We start from the raw sequence: 18,543 nt of genomic DNA, 5'->3' as shown, positions 1-18,543 counted from the left end.
TCCACTAGATTCACAATTGTGTTCACGTTCGGGAAATGTCACCCCAGCGCTGTAACATTTCAGTGTACGAACATTGCAATATACAGGTAATTTGAGTAGCAGATGGTCAGTGCTTGACACTGGAATCCAGTTTTTATTATACAGCCACTTATTTAAAGTTAAGTCTTCTGGATCCCAGTGTCTGGGCACTGGGATGACACCATTCTTAATGGAAGCTATCCCCATATCGCAATGTCTGTACAGTTGTTTGCCTAGACACTGGGATCCAGTTTTACTACACAATTTTATCATATAAATCACCAATGCTTAAGTTTATTTTACTAGCAGCAGCTTTGCAGTTTCTTTCGCTAGTTTAGCTATATTACTACCAGCACCAATAAATAATACTACATCTCCTGAACTTGTCGAATTACTAATAAAATGTGAAATGAGTAAAGCATCATTCATAATCTTCACATCATTAAACCCATTACTGATCAAGGCTTTTTGTATATCATCAATTCCACAGCCAGGAATAGGCTTATCTTCTGGAGGATGGACAGGAGTGAGAATTACATAATCAAACATCATGAAAATTCGTACGAACTCATCAAAAAAATTACGAACACGAGCAAAACGAAGCGGCTCGATAATTCCTGTTACCTTTCCTTTAGTGGTCAAACGTGCTGCTGACAGGGTTGCCTGTATTTCATTTGGGTGGTGAGCATAATCCTCAATTAACTTAACACCTTTAATATCGGCAATTAATGAAAATCTCCTTGCTACTCCTTTAAATTCCAAAAGACCTTTTTTAATCTCTTCATCACTAATTCCAAGTTTCACTGCAACTGATATTGCAGCCAGGGCGTTGCTAATTTTATGCATTCCTATTGCATTTGATAGCACTACATTCTTTATAATTCTGGTACAAGGTTGAATATCTTCTTTTTGTCTTTCGAGAGCGAGTTCTTTTAATCGAAACACCATATGTACATTATCATCATCAATTTCAATACGCTGAACTAACTTTCTAATTATATTAAATTTAGTCTCCCAATCTACCTCTGATAAATCACACTTTTCCTTCGTTATATGCCCTCTTAACATCTTCACTTCTTCCCATACTACCTCTTCTAGTATATCCGCGCGTATTGATTTGCTGTTACATTCACCAAAACGTTTTCCAGGACAACGATAGTAACTTCTTCCTCCCTTAGCATTACTCATTCCATAATAAACGGATTTGCAACACTGACATATCACTAACCCTTGTAATAAGTATTTTCTTCCACTTTGTTGCATTTTTTCTATTTGTAGCTTTTCTTTTTCCAAACTGTATCTCTACGACTTATATATATTTTGCCTATAGTAAAATACGCATATAATGAGCCAAATCAAGGAAAGTGCAAACCAAGTAATTGCGTATTCAAGATGCTTTATTGGCTGTATAGTCAATTTGCCACCAAAATTATCTTGCCACAATATACATTTCTCTAGCTTAATACCTAGTTCATTGGAGATCTCTTTTGTACTTAGGGTAAACCATGTATTTGAAGCAATATCATTTTTGATAAACCAATTTTTGCTACCATCACAATACAAAACGCCATCAGCAGCTACTTTTTCAATTTTTGCTTTTTCTTCTTTTTTTTCTCTGACTATTCCTTTATTTATTAACATGTAATGTCCATTGATAAGCAACATAGGAGACAGCACATGATAGCCACGTTGACCTGCGAAAACATATAGTTCTATATCACTTAAAATTCCGTCGATTTTAACGTTTCTGTAGTTAAACTTTGAAAGATTATCACTAGGCAGTAGATGAATAACTGGAAGATCCATATTTTTGATAATATTATTCTTCCAGCTCAATCTAAATAACTGCCATAACCCGAGTGAAAAAAGAAGTAAAAAAGGTATAATGAAAATAAATGTTGTTTTTCTTAACACTCTATATTTGTGTTCTCAAGTAATTTTCAATACCCATAAGCTCAATAAGGTCAATCTGTTCTTTGATCCAATGTAAGTGCTCTTCCTCATTTTTCAGTAGTCCTTCTAATAACATTACACTCACGAAATCCTTTTCTTTTTCAGCAACGGAAATTGCCTCTTTGATGCCCTTAATACCTTCTTCTTCTAAGTTAGAATTATCTTCTAAGATTTTCTGCATTGTATCTTTTGTGAACTTTCCTTCATACTTTGAGATTTTATTTGTATCTTGAAAATTTGGCATGCCCTTAAGCAGTAAAATTCTTTCTGCTAGCCTATTTGCATGCTCAAGTTCTTCATTAAGCTCGTTTTTCATCTTTTCTGCAAGTTTATTAATTCCGCTATCTTTAAGAATCGCAAAATGCAAAAGATACTGGCGTACAGAAGTCAGCTCATTTGTAAGTAATTTATTTAAATGTTCTACTATTTCTTTATTCATAACCTTTCTTTAGCTAATATACCAATGTAATCTACATAACAATCAAGGTCACATCAATTTATTTTTCTCACAACAATCGTATCAAATAGCACATCATGAAATGCCTGTTTCCTCTGAGAGAAGCAAGCAACTAAATACCAACTGAAGGTAAGCATCACTATAATCACTTCTAGTGTACTTAAAGCATTTACTGATGTTTGAAAAAGTTTGATAAAGGTGATAATTGAATTATTTAGCATAGGAAGAAAAAACTGAGAGATAGTGCGATCAAATGCTAAGCTCAAACCTATTTTAGAACTATCTAAAGTGATAGTATATATATTCATTAACTGTTGACCAGGAGTTGCTTGAGCTGTTGAAGATATAAAATATGTAAAGTAGCCACAATTTATACACATGTATGACAGGTGTAAAATTAATGGAAAATCCCCTAATGACAACACAATTAGTAAGGTTGGAATTAATAAAATTGCTACATCTATTAAATATGCGCAAAAGCGCCTGTGTACACTAGCGATCTCTGTCATTACCACCTATCTTTCAAATACTTTACTATGAATTCTGTAAGTTTATTAAAATGTTGAAAATATAACAAATCTTCATAACCTCTTATTGATTGTCCGTATACAATAGGTAAGCAATTTGCATTTTGTGCACATAGAATGTCTGTGATGCTGTCACCAACAAAAAACACATTTTCTCTATTTACAGGTAGCGTACTCTCCTCTAGTGCAAATAGCAGTGGAGTTGCAGATGGTTTATCTTCTGCAGTATCACATGATCCAACTATTCTTTCAAAGTAAGAATCTAGTTTAAAGTAGGCAACTTCTTGACGTAAATTAGTATTTTTCTTATTGCTAACTATCGCTAGGTAAATATTGTGGCTTTTCAGCGTCTGGAGCATTCCCTCTACTCCCTCGTTCAGAGTAATATTTTGTAACAGTGCACTATCTAGGTATTTTTGATATATCTGGTTCGCTTTTTTCCACTGATCACCAAACAAATTGACCATGTAGCTCTTTCTTGATTCATGAGAATTTCTATCAACAACTTTACTGCCAGATCCCATCAAATCTAAAGTATGCTTAATAGCATTAGAAATATTATCTTGAGTGTCAACTAAGGTATTATCCCAATCGAATACTACTGCTAACGGGCTATTTTTCATTTTTATATTGTGACGTATTTTAAGTTAATAAGTAAATGATATTTTGATGAAAAAAGCATAAATGAGGTGCTCCTTGTGTCTTAACCATTTTTACATAATTAACTAATATACTGATTTTAGTATAAGCTTTTATTTAGTTGGGTATGACACAGCTTAAAGATACACAAGATATTGAGAAGAAATTCAAGGATGTCTTTGCTGGTGCTTTTCCAGAAGGTACGTTGCTGGAAGATAAAGTGAAGATTATCAATGATTTCCGCCAGGAACTTAAAGCTTACAAAAGGCAAGTAACCAAAGAAAATCCCGGGAAAAGGTTAAAAGATATTTCTGCAGCAGATAATTCTTCACTGGGAGATAAAATCAAGACTATTGCAAAATTAAATCGTAGTCTTAGAGATCGAATGAACCGTGCAGCTAAAAAAGTAGCTAAAGATTTTGAAAAGATCGTCGAATTGAATCGGGAACTTAAAGATGTTTTTCCAGAAAATTCTTCATTGGAAGATAAAGTAAAAATTATTGTTGAATTGCACCGGGAGCTTAAAGCTCAAGAAGGGCGTAAAGATGAAGTGAAGATTATTAAAAAATTGATTCATAATCTTGAAGGTCGAATGGATCGTGCAGCCAAAAAAATAGCTGAAGATTTTAAAAAGATTGCTGGATTTAAACAAAAATTCGAAGGAAAAGACGTTTTTACAAGTAAAAAAGTTGCAGAGTTTGAAAGTAATAAAAAATCTCAAACTACATTAGAAGGCAAAATTTCTGATCAAAATAAACAAGAAAAGATTTCTGTTCAAACAGATACAGTAACTAAGTTACAACCTTCAGTAAGCAAAGATCCTATAAAAGATAAACCGAGCGATAAAAAGCCTAAAATTTCGTTAGAACAAGTCTCAGTGGATAGGAATGCTACAGAAAAAAAATCTAATAATAAAAAATCTCAGTTGAGTGAAAAGAAAAATATAGCTCAACCGAAAGAAAATCAAAAAGAAGAAGGCTTTTTGGTACGTTTTCTGAAGAAAATATTCAAAAAACTTTTTGGTGAAGATAAAAAGAGTGTAGAGGATATAAAAGGAACTACTCAAAAAAGCACTTCAAATGATGAAGGGCAACAACAAAATAAGCTCCTTTCAAATCAAGACCAAAGCGCAAGTGAAGGTTTAAAGCAAATTGATAATCTATTGGTAACTCCTGTCACGAAAGTAGAACAAACAAAGACAGACCATGAAAGATAATTCGCCTTAGATTTCTTGCATAGTCTGGGGTCTAATTTGTCATCCTATGGCTTGACCATAGCTAAAAATCTGGATCCCAGTGGGCTTTGTTGCACAGCTCTTCGGATAGTGGGTAATGTATAATAAATTCATGAAGCTATATCAAACTTAGCCATGCCTATTTCAGTAAATTTGTTAAGCAAATAACACTTGAGTAGCAGTTCCTTCTCACGATTAATCTCAGATTTATTCCTAAAACTAAATCCAAATATTTGCTTCAGTCGCGAGAAAAAACTTTCTATATAAGATCTCTTCCAATAATTTATCTCTTTTTTCCACCTCTTCATACCATCTTCATCATATGACTTTATGAGCTTGATTGTAGAATTTCTCTCATTCATATAATCCAACTTCGGATGCTCTACTGCATTATTTTGCGGAGGAATCCTTGTCTTTATGTCAAGCTCATCGCACAGTTTGTATAACTTCTTTCGATCTATCTGCATATATCGTGCTTATGTTATACTTGGTATCCACTCTTTCAATAAGATCACAGGCTCCATAGTGGTCGGAATAAACTCCACTACTGTATTTTGCAGCTATAACTTTTTTACTACCTATCTCTAGCATTACATCTTGTTTGCTCATAGCGGCGATACTTTCTATCTGTACCATTTGCCTTACTATGGCCTGGAATATTATTGTAGATGCTGATACCTGTACTATCTATAGCAATTTCAATATCTTCCATATCGTTCTTATCAACTCTGCAGTCGTTGATTTTGATATTAAGCTTTTTAAACCTTCTTGAAGCCTGCGAATAGCTGATAATTTGCAAAATTTTCCCTATTTGCTCAAGATATTTCTCTATAAATCCCACTGTTTGCCTAAGACCAATCCTGAATAGATAGGTTATTATGTGAATTAGAATCACTACTTTGTCGCTGTAGACATTGTTGCCACCTGCTACTTTTGGACTATTTTCGTACCAATTTTCAATGGCATCGTTGATATAATGAAAAACATTTCCCCTTTCTTGAAGAAATTTGTTATATTCATTGCAGTTACTGACTTTCATTCTTATTGGCATATTTTTCCTTTGTCGGCTAAATATCTATTTTATAACAAATTCCATCAGTAACTGCCTGTTCTTTCCTTGAGTGGTGCAACAAAGCCATTCCAGCTTCACGCGCTAACTTAAATTATTTATAAAATTTGTTCCGGTAAACCTAATTTGGGTTAGCTATAGAAAGCAAAACAGACACAAATCAGGAAAAAAATTAATAGAATTCCTGTTTTTATAATAAAAATAATTAATTTTTAAAAATTTTATATTGATTTTATCATTAAATCTCATATAATATTAATATATTAACTTTGATGGTGGTAAAGAAATGCATGGTAGTATAAGCAACGAAGTGGTGAAAAATTTAAACAAGTTAATTAACTCTCACCAAACAAATAAACTTAGAAAGGCATTTAATAACCTTAGCACTAACCATAAAATGAATATATAGAGCATGTTAAAGCAAAGCCTCAAGGCTCTAAAGCTATGTCCGGCATACTAAATGCACTAGACAAGGAAGAAGCACCTTCTATCTTTAATCAGTTACCTCAAGAGTTTGCTTTCAATACACTCGATTGTATTAATCCCACATCGACTTTATTTAAAATTCTATTTAATCAACTGAATCCCCAACAAAAAGAAGATTATAAAGTAAATTTAGAGACAAAATCAACTGTCAAAGCTAAGCTTGTCCTAAAGAATTTTTACTTAAGCAATAAAGAGAGTTCAAGCAACTTAAGTACTGAAAACTCCAATGAACCGTTAGTACAAAACAGAGATGATTTGCCAGCAGCACATTTCTCTCTTATATCTCCTGCGTTCGAGGAAAAAGTTGTTGAACATACATTTGATACTAGACTAGAACTTTCTTCTGACAAAGAGAATCAATCATGTAGCCAAACAGTAATTCCATTTCTGGGTTTTGCTGAATTCGATAATCAATTCTGCAATACTGTAACAGAAAATTCGACAGTTAGTAGTAGTTTAACGTCGAATGAGCATATATCAGATAGCCTAGAAGGTGAGCAATTATCCCCAGAGTATTATAACTATTTGATAAATGGAGTAACTAGTCTGCAATCCTCAAATGTGAATCCATTGCCAGAGTTCAGTTTCTCTCTAAGCTCTGTTACGCTAGATGAGATGGTTAAGAGATATGGCTTTAATCACAATGACCACGCTCTAAGTGATTTAGAAGAGGTATATGTAGAGCAACCAGCAAAGTTCCATACATATTACCACAATTAACTAGGGACAAAAAAAGGTGGTAGTTTAACCTACCATCTCCTCTGGTTTCACTATCCTTTCAAACTCCTCCTCAGTGAGCAGTTGAAGTTTTGCTGCTGCTTCCTTTAGAGTGATATTTTCTTTATAAGCAAGCTTCGCTATTTTTGCTGCATTGTCATATCCTATATGCGTATTTAATATAGTAACTAGCATTAACGACTGATTTAGTAAATCCTTTATTCTTTCTTCGTTTGCTTTAATATCAACTACGCATTTCTCTGCAAAATTTAAACTTGTATCAGCTAAAAGTCTTATAGACTGCAAAACATTGTAAATTATCACCGGCTTAAACACGTTCAATTCAAAGTGACCATTTGAGCCACCAATTGTCACGGCAACATGATTTCCCATAACTTGAGCACATACCATAGTCACTGCTTCGCATTGAGTTGGATTCACCTTACCCGGCATGATTGAAGAGCCAGGCTCATTTTCTGGTAACATTATTTCTCCAATCCCGCATCTTGGACCAGAACCAAGTAGCCTTATATCATTTGCAATTTTCATCAAGCTTACTGCTACTGTATTGAGTGCTCCACTGAGCTCAACTAAAGCATCATTTGCTGCTAGTGCTTCAAACTTATTTTTTGCTGAAATAAATGGAAAATTAGTGATTTTTGCCACTTCTTTAGCAAAATCCTCAGCAAAACCCTTTTTAGTATTGATTCCCGTGCCAACCGCGGTACCACCTTGTGCAAGTTCATATACATTGCTTAGAGTTGACTTTACTCTCTCTATTCCCTTTTTAATCTGAACTGCATAGCCAGAAAATTCCTGCCCAAGTGTTAGAGGAGTTGCATCTTGCAGATGAGTACGCCCTACTTTTATTATATCTTTAAATTCATGAACCTTATTATTTAGCGCTTTATATAATTCTTCAAGATTGGGAATAAGCAAGCGGTTTATTTGCTCTGCTACTGCTATATGCATTGCTGTTGGAAAAGTGTCATTTGATGACTGACCACAGTTTACATGATCATTTGGATGCACTGGAGACTTACTACCTAAATCACCGCCCAAAATTTCTATTGCACGATTGCTGATCACTTCATTCACATTCATATTGGTCTGCGTTCCAGAACCGGTTTGCCAAACAACAAGCGGAAATTGATTATTAAATTTACCGTCTATTACCTCCTGTGCCGCTGTGCAGATTGCATCCCCTACTCTATTATCTATGCTACCCTGTTTCATGTTAACACGTGCTGCTGCAAGTTTTACTATTGCTAGCGCTTTAATCAGGGGCTCTGGCATTTTCTCTGTACCAATTTTGAAATTTTCCAAAGAACGCTGAGTCTGAGCTCCCCAGTAACGTTCACTTGGTACTTTTACTTCTCCTAAGCTATCTGATTCTATCCTAATTTTTTTATCCATATTTCCTCCTTCTAGTGCTTGACGTTACCTACATATATGAATTAATTAAATCAAATTGTATTTCAGTGTCAAGTTGAGACATTTTTAGTGAAGACCTTAGAAAATTTTCAAGCCATATCTTTTGCTTCTATTATTTTTTTATTGTTATTAAGGCAATCATGCAACCTTAAGCAATAAACCTACTTTCACTCTCTATAAGGCTATTCTACTTAGAGCTTGAATAGTGAAAACATCTTTAAGCGCAGAAGCTATACCTTTGTTTGCTTTCTCTTTTTTTACTTCTACAATCATATAACCCAACATTGCACCTAACGCTAGACTAACGGTCGCTGATGCTGCACAAACTGTAATCACTGCTCCCGCAGAACATGATATTGTCATACCTGCAACATAACCTACTATACCACTAACACCAATGCAGACGTATTTCTTCCGTAGCTCTTTTTGTATATGACTTTTCAGATATTCTTTTACATCTAAATGCCCGTTTCTAGTAGCATAATTCAGAGCAGTGTTTTCATAGCCATCTTTCACATTAACATTTGCTTTTGCTGTTTCTATCAGGTACTTTACTACCTCTAAATAGCCACTTCCAGCAGCCCACATTAGAGCAGTTCTTCCATAGTGATCTGTTGAATTAATATCTTCTTTCTGTTTTTCTATCAGGTATCTTACTGTTTCTAATTGACCATTTTTGGCAGCTGAAAATAATCCTGCATGATTGTTAATCATTTGTGCAAATGATAATGTTTTTAGTTTAGGGGGTTGTAACTCTTGAGTATTAAAGTTTAATTGTGCTGGAACAATTTCTACTTCAAGCTCTACATGTTCTCTTGTGAAACGATCAAGTAGCCTTTTTACCTGATCAATTGTTTGAATTCTTACCTTATAATACCACGATAAAGAATTGATTATTTCCCTGTTGTTAAGAAAAAATATCACTAATTCTATTTTACCTGTTAAATCTTTAGCATAGATTGAGTATTCTATATTTAATCTATCTTGTGAAATATTTCGTATTGTCTCACTCTCTGTCCAAATTCTTACCTGTTAATTAATTCTCTTACTTACAAGAAAATTATATAATTCACTATCTTCTTCCTTCATTTTATTGAGCTCATCCTTACAGTCATACCAATAAGATGATAACTCTGGTATACAAGTAGGAAGAGGCAAGCGAGGTATTGACATATCAAGATTAGCTATTAAATGATATCTAGTTAGAAGCTTTGCTACCTCCGTATGGCCATTTACAATAGCATATGTTAGGGCAGAGAATTGACCTTTACGTTTCACATTTAAATCAGCTCCATTTGCTATTAGAAGTTGTACTACCTCAAGATGACCATGGGCAGCAGCATGAATTAGAGCAGTTATGTTTCCCGGAGATTCTGCATTAACATTTGCTCCCTCTTCTATCAAGTATTGTAATATCTCTAGTTGACCATTGTCAGCAGCCCATATTAAAGCAGTTCTCCCATAATCATCATCTATTGTATTAATAATTGCTCCACTCTGTATAGCTTGCTGAACAAAATCTAGCTGTCCTTTTTTAGCAGCATCAATTAGCTGCGTATTTAGCTGTTTTTGTGATGGCATATACTCCTCCTAAAAAATATACAATTTAAAGCTATTTTAGCCACTATTCAAGTTTTAATGGCTAAAATTGATTGAATCACTTTTTAGTGTTTTTTTATGATTATTTGAGTCTAGCAAAGATGAGTCTATATCACAATCTAGTAATTCTCCTACTGCACTTAGTAAACCAGCTGTACAACCAGCTATTTTGATCTGGATGAGAGGAGATATAATTTATAACCACTCCCCTATCCTTTCTAGTTGTTTGTAGATGTTAAATCTCAGGAATTTATCAAAATAAGGAGAGGCAATGAAGGGAGTAGTATCTCTTAAATAATTAGATAAGAAATCTGGTAGAATATTCTGAAATTCATGCATTTTTTGTCTATAATCTTTCAAAGCAATAACCTTTATTTTATCATAATCAAGTTTCCAATAAGCAAGCTCCGAGACTTCTTTTTTTGTTGTGTATTCCACTGCTAAAGCTTGTAAAATTAATTGCGGGAAAAATCCTGACATAACTTCCTCATTTGAAGGTGGTGAACCAAGTTTATAGTCTATAATTGCTACTTGCCCACCTGGTAGATACTCAACTCTATCACATCTTGCTGTCAATAAAATTTCCTCTGTCATTCGAGTATCTGACCAGCTCTTATTACACAATTGTCTGGTGTGTTCATTTGCAATCAAATTTTCTGGATCCAAGTAGTCAAGCACTGGGATGACACCCTTATTCTTAGTGGAAGTTGTACAGCATCCGCGCAGTTGTGTGTCACGCGCTGGAATATGAAATATCGGATAGGAAAAGCTCTTCTCCAACTCAACTTGATTGTTTCCAGTCCTATCAAACTCAACAAAAGATTGAATTATCCTCTGCAACCTTACCCACCACATATTTGAAAAGTGGAATCGATTAGACGAGAATATTTCTCGTGCAATACTCATCAGCGACTTTTCGTTGCGTAAATATCTTGCAAGAATATTGTGTACCATAGTGCCAAACTCCAATATCGATGGCTTAAAATTTAAGTCTTTCAACTGTCTAAGGTTCAGTATGTATTCAACATAAAATGAATAAGGGTTACGAATCAGTTTTTCTACCGCACTGCAAGACATCACTTGCATTTTTGCTTGCCTCACTTCAGTTTTAGGTTTTGGCATAGGCTGAGTACATGGAACAATGCACTCAGGTGTATTTAATATTCTTAGCCAATTGCGATAAGGATATTTTGGTTCTTGTAACAGAACTTCCAAACGGCGCAATAGAATTGATTTTCTATCACTCACTAGCCTCGTAATATAAACCTTGCCGGCACCAAATAAATTGCGCAAAGTATACAAAAAGTACCCTTGCTCTTCTTGCACAGAAGGAAGGTTAAATTTTTCTCTATTCAGTGCACTCAAAAACGGATTCTGAAAATTTGGTATATCATTAAATCCAGCAAGTACTACAACCTTATTGTGATATAAGCTGAATTTATCTAAGTTATTTTCTGGAGAAAAAAACTTCCTTTTTAAAAATAATATCAGGATTTGGCTATATAACTCTAAGGAGCATTTTATTGCTACATCTTCACATGCATTTAAGAAATCACGAGTAAAATTACCTATTTCACCATTTAGCTCTAAAAAATTGATATTAGAAAGGACATTAACACACTGCAAATGAGCTGATGCCACATCAAAAATGGGATAATTTACAAGATACAGTAAAGGATTAAATATAATCTTTAACTTACTGATAATAATTAATATATCTTCTTTATGTCTTAGCTTTTTACAAGTATTAATAGCGTTAATAATATCCTTAAGACCATTTGTATTAAAGCTACGCAATACTTCTATCTCAAACTCAGATAAAATACGAGTGTACTCTTCTTGAGCGTAACCAAAAGTCACTAGCCTATGTTTAAGAAGAGAAAGCAATGCCACACCGTTCCATTTTGAGTTCAAAATCTCAATACTATAAAGCAGAAGCGTCACATAAGAATAGTTTTCCGATATGGTACACGCCATACGATCTGCAAGTAATTTATCAAAGACAAACAAAGAAGCGTTTTCATAACCTTCATTCTTTATAATTAGTGACGTCACTTGTGCTTCTTCCTCCCTTGAATCACAAGTGATGACTTCAATATTTTCAATTGATCCGCCACCAACTTCACTTAGATCAGCAGTTGTATCGAAGATATAATCAAGATATTCCTCAGGACTTCCTGTTATCCCAGCCCTTTCTTCTGTCATCCCAGTGCTTGACACTGGGATGACACCAGAACACGCTTCTGACAGAAAACTAACATCCCTTCTATCCACTTTTAAATAATCGAGTAAATCTTTCAGGCAATGTTGATAGTGTTTTTTATCAAGTGATTTCCAATCTTTTTCGTTCATTTTCAAATTCAGGTTAGGTAGAATTATCTTTCCAAATGGCAGGTCATATATAGCCTTAATCAATAACTTGTAGATTTCACCCTTTCCAATTCCAATAAAGATCATATGCTGATCTTTCTGCAGGAAGTTTATCATATTGTTTATGTAGTCATTCTTATGCTTTAGTATATCTATTACTCCCAAACCTTTTAAAGTTTTACTCCAAGTTTTGATAAGTAAATTTATGAAATTCCCTACTTTTTTTGAGTGCTCATCAAGTTGATAATCACCCTCTATTTGGGTATATTGAAGCAATGACGGCAAACTGTAAACCAGATCGATTGGAAAATTATCATTGTTTTTTTTATTCCACTCCAATATAAATTGAATGAGTAGCAGTGTTCTTTTTGTTGGGTTGATAACTTTAACTCTATCAAGATTTAATATTAAATCTTCTTCATCAATGTTTTCTAGTGAAACTATCTCTGGCAAAATTATAGTTCTGTAATTCTTGAATGCACTCAGCAATGCTATAACATCCCTCTTGCAGGGAAGTATGATCTTTATCTCGGGAATTTTTTCTCTTTCATATTCAGAAAATATGTGCTGAACCAGCACATCAAAAAGGGACTCATTCACATTAACAGTAAAAACTCTTCCCACTAACAGTAACAATTAATACAACACTTTTATTGTATAGAAATTATTTAAAATATAAATGTGCTCGCAGTTTCTTATGCTATGATATATTAAAGTCTTTCACAATATTACATGGCAAACATCAGAATAGAAGTTTTTAATAAATGTGAACAAGTTAGCCGCAGAAGGGTAGTTAATGTTTACTTGATTTACATAAGCAAAGAATTACCATCAAAATTACATGAAGAAATTTGTGGGCTATTTTATAATAAAGCCATACAAGACTGCCGTTATTATTCCTACAATGAAAACCTTGAAGAAGTTCAATATAACTTCATAGAATCACAAGCAAAGTGGGGCTTGGAGATAAGCTTTTTACCTGGCATGACCGATAACGTAGGAAACACGGCAAAACAAATTGTTAGAGAATATCTAATGAGCAAACGCCACATTGATGAAAGTGTTTCTATCAAGGCAAGAAGTTCAAAATTGATTCTAAGTCAAGGAGGTTTTCCAACCGAAGATGACATAAAACAGGAATTCAATCCTATTACTGAATATTGCACACTTTTCCATAAAGAAAACGGCAATTGCCATTGGAAGTATTACAGTAAACAAAATACCCCAGTTGGTGTCATTACAGCGCGTGACCAGGAAAAAAAAGAATGGATTCCAGTGTCAAGCACTGGGATGACACCAGGTAATAATGGAGCAAAATCTGTCAAACTCAATGTAAGTGACCAAGAGCTTGAAAAAATCAGCAGAGATGGAATCGATGGTAATGGCACTTTAGGGCTCTCGCTGGCAGCAATGAAAGCTATAAAGGATTACTTTAAAAAACTCGGTAGAAATCCATATGATATTGAACTTGAGTCTCTGGCACAGACTTGGTCTGAACATTGTAAACACAATATTTTTTGCTCCCCTATTGATGAAATAAAAGATGGTCTATATGCTCATTATATTAAGCGTGCAACGCGTGAGATAAATTCTAACATATGCGTGTCAGTTTTCTCCGACAACGCAGGAGGAATAATTTTTGATGACGATTACTTGATTGTAGATAAAGTTGAAACTCACAATAGTCCTTCAGCTCTCGATCCGTTCGGTGGAGCAATGACTGGAGTGCTTGGAGTTAATCGAGATATAGTCGGTTTTGGCAAAGGTGCAGAACCTATCATGAATACTTATTACTTTTGCTTTGCCAAAGAATCAAAAGGCAAACTTTATAGAGATAAAGAGCGTACTGATAAAATCTTACCACCAAAATATATAATGAAAGAAGTGATTCACGGTGTTAATGTTGCTGGTAATTGCTCCGGTATTCCAACGCAACTTGGATCGGTATACTTTGACGATAGATTCTGTGGAAAGCCATTAGTTTTTGTTGGAAGCATAGGAATTATTCCACGGAATATAAATAATGCACCTTCACACATAAAAGAACCCAAAAACGGTGATAAAATCGTAATTATTGGTGGAAGAGTTGGAAGGGACGGAATTCACGGTGCAACTTTTTCTTCAGAGGCATTGTCGGGAAACAGCCCTTCAACAATTGTGCAAATTGGTGATCCTATAACACAAAAAAAATTATCCAACGCCGTCGTAAAAGCAAGAGATCTTGGTCTTTATAATGCAATAACGGATAATGGAGCAGGCGGTCTATCATCGTCCATTGGTGAAATGGGAAAAGACGGATTTGAAGTTGATTTGAGCAAGGTTCTCCTTAAAAACGATGGTATGGCTCCGTGGGAAATATGGATATCAGAATCACAAGAGAGAATGACCTTAGCAGTGCCAGAAGAAAATCTTCCTGCGTTTAAGCAAATCATGAAAACACATGATGTGGAGGTCTGTGTAATTGGAGAATTCAACAAAAGTGGCAAAGCCGTTGTTAAATGTCCCCCAGGAGAAGTAATAATGGACATCGAAACTGAATTTCTGCATGACGGTAATCCCAAAGTGCATTTACAGACGAAACCGTGGTCTAAGGAGTCTGCTGTATCCTTTCCTGTCATCCCAGTGCTTGACACTGGGATCCAGCAGGTAAAGCCTGCAAACATTTTACGCCAAAACCCATACGATGGTAGAGCTGAGCGTGAAATGGATTCCAGTCTCAGCTACTTGCATGACACCTTTGAACTAAAAGAAATGCTAAGCAGACCAAACATACGCAGCAAAGAGTTTATAGTGGTGCAATATGACCATGAGGTTCAAGGATCGTCAATACTGAAACCACTGCAAGGCAAGGGAAGAGTGTGCAGCGAAGCTGTTGTCTCGAGGCCAGTCCTTTCTTCAAACAAAGGTGTTGTAAAATCGCAGGGATTTGGCTCAAGTTATGGAGAAATTGACACTTATCACATGGCAGCATGTGCGATTGACACTGCCATACGCAACTACGTAGCTGCAGGAGGAAATATAAATCATCTAGCGTTGCTCGATAATTTTTGCTGGTGTGATGCTTATAATCCAGAAAGATTGTGGCAACTAAAGAGAGCTGCAGAGGCTTGTTACGACTTTGCAACTGCATTTAAAACACCATTCATATCCGGAAAAGACAGTATGTTCAATGACTTCAAGGGATATGATGAAAATGGCGAGAAAGTGATGATATCTGCACCACCTTCACTACTCATTTCAGCAATTGGAATTATAGACAATATTGAAAATGCGGTATCGCTTGATGTGAAAATGCCAGGGGACTTGACATATGTGCTTGGTACAACCTACGATGAGCTTGGTAGATCTGAATATCAGTTATATAGTGGAATAGATAATAACAACGTGCCAAAAGTTAATGCAAAGAGCGCTAGGAAGTTGTATGAACGTTACAACCAGGCAATAAAAGATGGCATAATTGTCTCTGCAATTGCACCAAACTTAGGCGGCTTAATTATTGCTTTGGCAAAATCGCTAATTGCAGGAGACCTTGGTGCTGAAATTGATCTTTCACTAGTACCAATAGGAAAAACACAAAATACAGACATAATAAACAAGATAATAATGTTTTCTGAATCGCAAAGTAGAATATTAGTAACCATTGCCCCGGAAAATCAGCGGAAGTTTGAAGAATTGTTTAAAGGTATAGTTTTTTCATGTATTGGAAAAGTGACAGAGGAGAAAGCTCTCAATATAAAGGATATTATAAGAATAGATTTGAAAGACTTAGGTACTAGTTTAAATAACTTTTGATTACACTAGACAAATTTTTCATTATGTGTAATGTCTGACTAAAATAAATGCATATTATTAAATTTGGGTAGGTGATTATGTCCATTTTATCAATACTCTTGCTTATCAGTCTTTCTTTACTTAACACTTCAAATAAATTAATGATATGTGCTGCCTTATTTGTGGGAGCTACTTTAGTTGTAAACTCAATGGTTGAGTTTTATGGTAGAAGCAAAGCTACTTACAGCTTAATAGTGTGTACAGTGATATGCTGTCTTTTTAAATTGCAAAATTTTGGTTTTATGATACTGGTTCTATATACTCCAATTTTAATCTCTCTTCTCTCAAGCATAGTTGTTTTTGAAGAATTAAAGTCGAAATTGAATTTTCATATGGCAAATTTCATCACTTTAATTATAGCATCGGTCATTGATAGTACGATTATTTGTGTTGGACTACTATACAAAATTTCTGCAGGTAAATGCTTATCAATATATATTAAAGATTTAATTTTCAAGTTTTCCTATGCATCGATATTGAGTATCTGCTTGTTTGTAGGAATGTATTTATTCTCCTTGGCAAGCAAGAAGTATTTTAAGGTTTCTGCATAACCCGTCTTCTGATATAGCCAAAATAGTTTAGATTTAACTATAACCGTCATTCCGCTATTTGTTAGCAGCTTGGCAGTATAATGTGAAAAGCTCTTATTCGGATAGCGGTTCTAAAATCAAAGTAATTGGAAACTGTTAACTTAAGTTATCCTTTAAGAGAGCTAATACAATTTCTTACAGGTTTCATACATGATAAGAGTTTTATTTTTAGCTAAACCAATTGAAATAAGCTATAAAATCTGTTAAAGTCAGCTTTGTGCAAGCACCCTTAGCTCAGTTGGATTAGAGCATTTGACTACGGATCAAAAGGTCGGGCGTTCAAGTCGCTCAGGGTGCACCATATTTTATAGGAAATAGAGGTCATACTTGAAATTCATATATGTAATACCTATCTTTAAAGGTAAAATACTGAGCTATTATATATGAACAAAAAAGACTACTATGACCTGCTAGAAGTGAGCAGAAATGCTAGTACTGACGAGATAAAAAAAGCATATAAAAAACTAGCATTAAAATATCATCCTGACAGAAATCCTGGTAATAAGGAAGCAGAGGAAAAATTTAAAGAAGTAACAGCTGCATATGAAGTTCTATCTGACTCTGAAAAAAGAGCAGGTTATGATCGTTATGGTCACGATGGTGCTTCCGGTGGATTTGATTTCAGCCAAGCTGGAGGGGATTTTAGTGATATATTTAACGATTTTTTTGGTGGAGGATTCGGCGGCAGTACAAGTAGGTCAAGAACAAAAAGAAGTACAACAGGAGTATCTGGAGCAGATCTGCGCTACGACCTTAAAATTACCTTGGAAGATGCATTTAAAGGAATACAAGCACCTATACATTATGTGACAAATATAAAATGTAATACATGCCAAGGCACAGGTAGCGAAGGAGCAATCAAACCAGTTCAGTGCAACACATGCCAGGGAAGCGGTAGAATTAGAACTCAACAGGGCTTTTTTACCATTGAAAGAACGTGTACTACATGCTATGGGGAAGGAGAAATAATACAAAATAAATGTAAGAAATGCGGTGGAAGTGGGCGTAAAAGAGATGAAGTAAATATCTCCGTTTCAATTCCAAAAGGCATAGAAGAAGGAGCTAAGGTAAGGGTCAGTGGTAAAGGAGAAGCTGGAGCAAGAGGTGGAAAAAGCGGAGATTTATACGTATGTGTGAAAATAGCTACTCATCAGATCTTCACTCGCAATAGAGCAGATTTACACTGTAAAGTGCCTATAAGAATGACACTAGCAGTACTTGGTGGTGAAATCGATATTCAATCAATTGATGGAGCTAAAATAAAAGTAAAGGTCCCTGAAGGCACTCAAACTGGTACCAAACTACGTTGTAGGGAAAAGGGTATGCCATATATGAACTCACATGCTCGTGGTGATTTATACGTACAGGTAATAGTTGAGACTTTAAATCCAAAGAATTTAACCCAAAAGCAGATTGAGCTATTAAAAGCGCTTGAGGAAGAGGAACATGAAAGTGTAGAGCAGAAATCTGAAGGATTCTTTGGAAAAGTAAAAAAAAAATGAGAAATTTGCTAAATGATATAAAGAGGTAGCTGTCTACACTTAATTCTTTTTACCAATTTGAAAGCCTTCTCTTTTAGTGAAAAGATTTTTTTAAGTTATGCAAAAGTGATAAATTCC

14 protein-coding genes, 1 tRNA gene and 2 pseudogenes are annotated in these 18,543 nt (G+C 34.8%); 6 read left to right on the top strand and 11 right to left on the bottom strand.

Going from position 1 to position 18,543, the window contains the following annotated elements:
• Positions 1-58: 58 nt before the first annotated feature.
• From CAI20_RS06915 to CAI20_RS04100, 6 genes and pseudogenes are all read right to left on the bottom strand, one after another.
• Positions 59-192: pseudogene (locus CAI20_RS06915) on the bottom strand (WPE palindromic element domain-containing protein); the annotation flags it as partial.
• A gap of 120 nt (positions 193-312) precedes the next feature.
• A complete protein-coding gene (locus CAI20_RS04120; RefSeq protein ID WP_007302662.1) occupies positions 313-1,311 on the bottom strand; it encodes a recombinase zinc beta ribbon domain-containing protein in 999 nt (332 codons plus the stop codon).
• Positions 1,312-1,320: 9 nt separating this feature from the next.
• Positions 1,321-1,932 (bottom strand): SURF1 family protein, encoded by a 612-nt coding sequence (locus CAI20_RS04115; RefSeq protein ID WP_007302661.1) that lies wholly within the window; start codon positions 1,930-1,932, stop codon positions 1,321-1,323.
• A gap of 1 nt (position 1,933) precedes the next feature.
• Positions 1,934-2,410, bottom strand: a complete 477-nt coding sequence (gene bfr / locus CAI20_RS04110) for a bacterioferritin (protein WP_007302660.1) — start codon at positions 2,408-2,410, stop codon at positions 1,934-1,936.
• Between the two features lie 53 nt (positions 2,411-2,463).
• The gene (locus CAI20_RS04105) at positions 2,464-2,937 is read right to left on the bottom strand and encodes an RDD family protein (protein WP_007302659.1); all 474 of its coding nucleotides are present in this window, start codon (positions 2,935-2,937) and stop codon (positions 2,464-2,466) included.
• A complete protein-coding gene (locus CAI20_RS04100) occupies positions 2,937-3,578 on the bottom strand; it encodes an HAD family hydrolase (protein WP_007302658.1) in 642 nt (213 codons plus the stop codon). Before CAI20_RS04100 ends, CAI20_RS04105 begins: the two co-directional genes overlap by 1 nt.
• Positions 3,579-3,721: 143 nt before the next feature.
• On the opposite strand from CAI20_RS04100, the gene CAI20_RS04095 reads away from it, so the two are divergent.
• Positions 3,722-4,810 (top strand): hypothetical protein, encoded by a 1,089-nt coding sequence (locus CAI20_RS04095; RefSeq protein WP_149168848.1) that lies wholly within the window; start codon positions 3,722-3,724, stop codon positions 4,808-4,810.
• Between the two features lie 128 nt (positions 4,811-4,938).
• Here the strand turns inward: CAI20_RS04095 and CAI20_RS06910 are convergent.
• Positions 4,939-5,879, bottom strand: a pseudogene (locus CAI20_RS06910) (IS5 family transposase).
• A 462-nt stretch (positions 5,880-6,341) separates the two neighbouring features.
• Between CAI20_RS06910 and CAI20_RS04075 the strand changes: the two are divergent.
• The gene (locus tag CAI20_RS04075; protein ID WP_246111564.1) at positions 6,342-7,103 is read left to right on the top strand and encodes a hypothetical protein; all 762 of its coding nucleotides are present in this window, start codon (positions 6,342-6,344) and stop codon (positions 7,101-7,103) included.
• A 24-nt stretch (positions 7,104-7,127) separates the two neighbouring features.
• Here the strand turns inward: CAI20_RS04075 and fumC are convergent, their stop codons facing one another.
• The 4 genes from fumC to CAI20_RS04055 all read right to left on the bottom strand — a co-directional run bounded on the left by fumC (position 7,128) and on the right by CAI20_RS04055 (position 13,127).
• On the bottom strand, positions 7,128-8,516 hold the full coding sequence (gene fumC / locus CAI20_RS04070; RefSeq protein ID WP_007302656.1) for a class II fumarate hydratase: 1,389 nt from the start codon (positions 8,514-8,516) through the stop codon (positions 7,128-7,130).
• A gap of 192 nt (positions 8,517-8,708) precedes the next feature.
• Positions 8,709-9,458: an ankyrin repeat domain-containing protein gene (locus CAI20_RS04065; protein WP_007302655.1), complete on the bottom strand. Its 750-nt coding sequence runs from the start codon at positions 9,456-9,458 to the stop codon at positions 8,709-8,711.
• A 108-nt stretch (positions 9,459-9,566) separates the two neighbouring features.
• Complete coding sequence (locus tag CAI20_RS04060; RefSeq protein WP_149168847.1) at positions 9,567-10,115, bottom strand: ankyrin repeat domain-containing protein; 549 nt, start codon at positions 10,113-10,115, stop codon at positions 9,567-9,569.
• Between the two features lie 213 nt (positions 10,116-10,328).
• Positions 10,329-13,127 carry a PD-(D/E)XK nuclease family protein gene (locus CAI20_RS04055; protein ID WP_179951423.1) on the bottom strand — a complete coding sequence of 933 codons (2,799 nt, stop codon included), beginning with the start codon at positions 13,125-13,127 and terminating at the stop codon, positions 10,329-10,331.
• Positions 13,128-13,235: 108 nt separating this feature from the next.
• Between CAI20_RS04055 and CAI20_RS04050 the strand changes: the two genes are divergently transcribed.
• From CAI20_RS04050 to dnaJ, 4 genes are all read left to right on the top strand, one after another.
• Positions 13,236-16,295 carry a phosphoribosylformylglycinamidine synthase subunit PurL gene (locus CAI20_RS04050; protein WP_149168845.1) on the top strand — a complete coding sequence of 1,020 codons (3,060 nt, stop codon included), beginning with the start codon at positions 13,236-13,238 and terminating at the stop codon, positions 16,293-16,295.
• A gap of 77 nt (positions 16,296-16,372) precedes the next feature.
• The gene (locus CAI20_RS04045; protein ID WP_007302651.1) at positions 16,373-16,885 is read left to right on the top strand and encodes a hypothetical protein; all 513 of its coding nucleotides are present in this window, start codon (positions 16,373-16,375) and stop codon (positions 16,883-16,885) included.
• Positions 16,886-17,147: 262 nt separating this feature from the next.
• Positions 17,148-17,225: transfer RNA gene (locus tag CAI20_RS04040), tRNA-Arg, on the top strand.
• Between the two features lie 82 nt (positions 17,226-17,307).
• A complete protein-coding gene (gene dnaJ / locus CAI20_RS04035; RefSeq protein WP_012481762.1) occupies positions 17,308-18,426 on the top strand; it encodes a molecular chaperone DnaJ in 1,119 nt (372 codons plus the stop codon).
• Positions 18,427-18,543 lie beyond the last annotated feature (117 nt).

This window comes from Wolbachia endosymbiont of Chrysomya megacephala (assembly GCF_008245065.1).
Classification (GTDB): domain Bacteria; phylum Pseudomonadota; class Alphaproteobacteria; order Rickettsiales; family Anaplasmataceae; genus Wolbachia.
The sequence above is the reverse complement of the archived record's forward strand: the minus strand, read 5'-3'. Positions and strand labels throughout refer to the sequence as shown.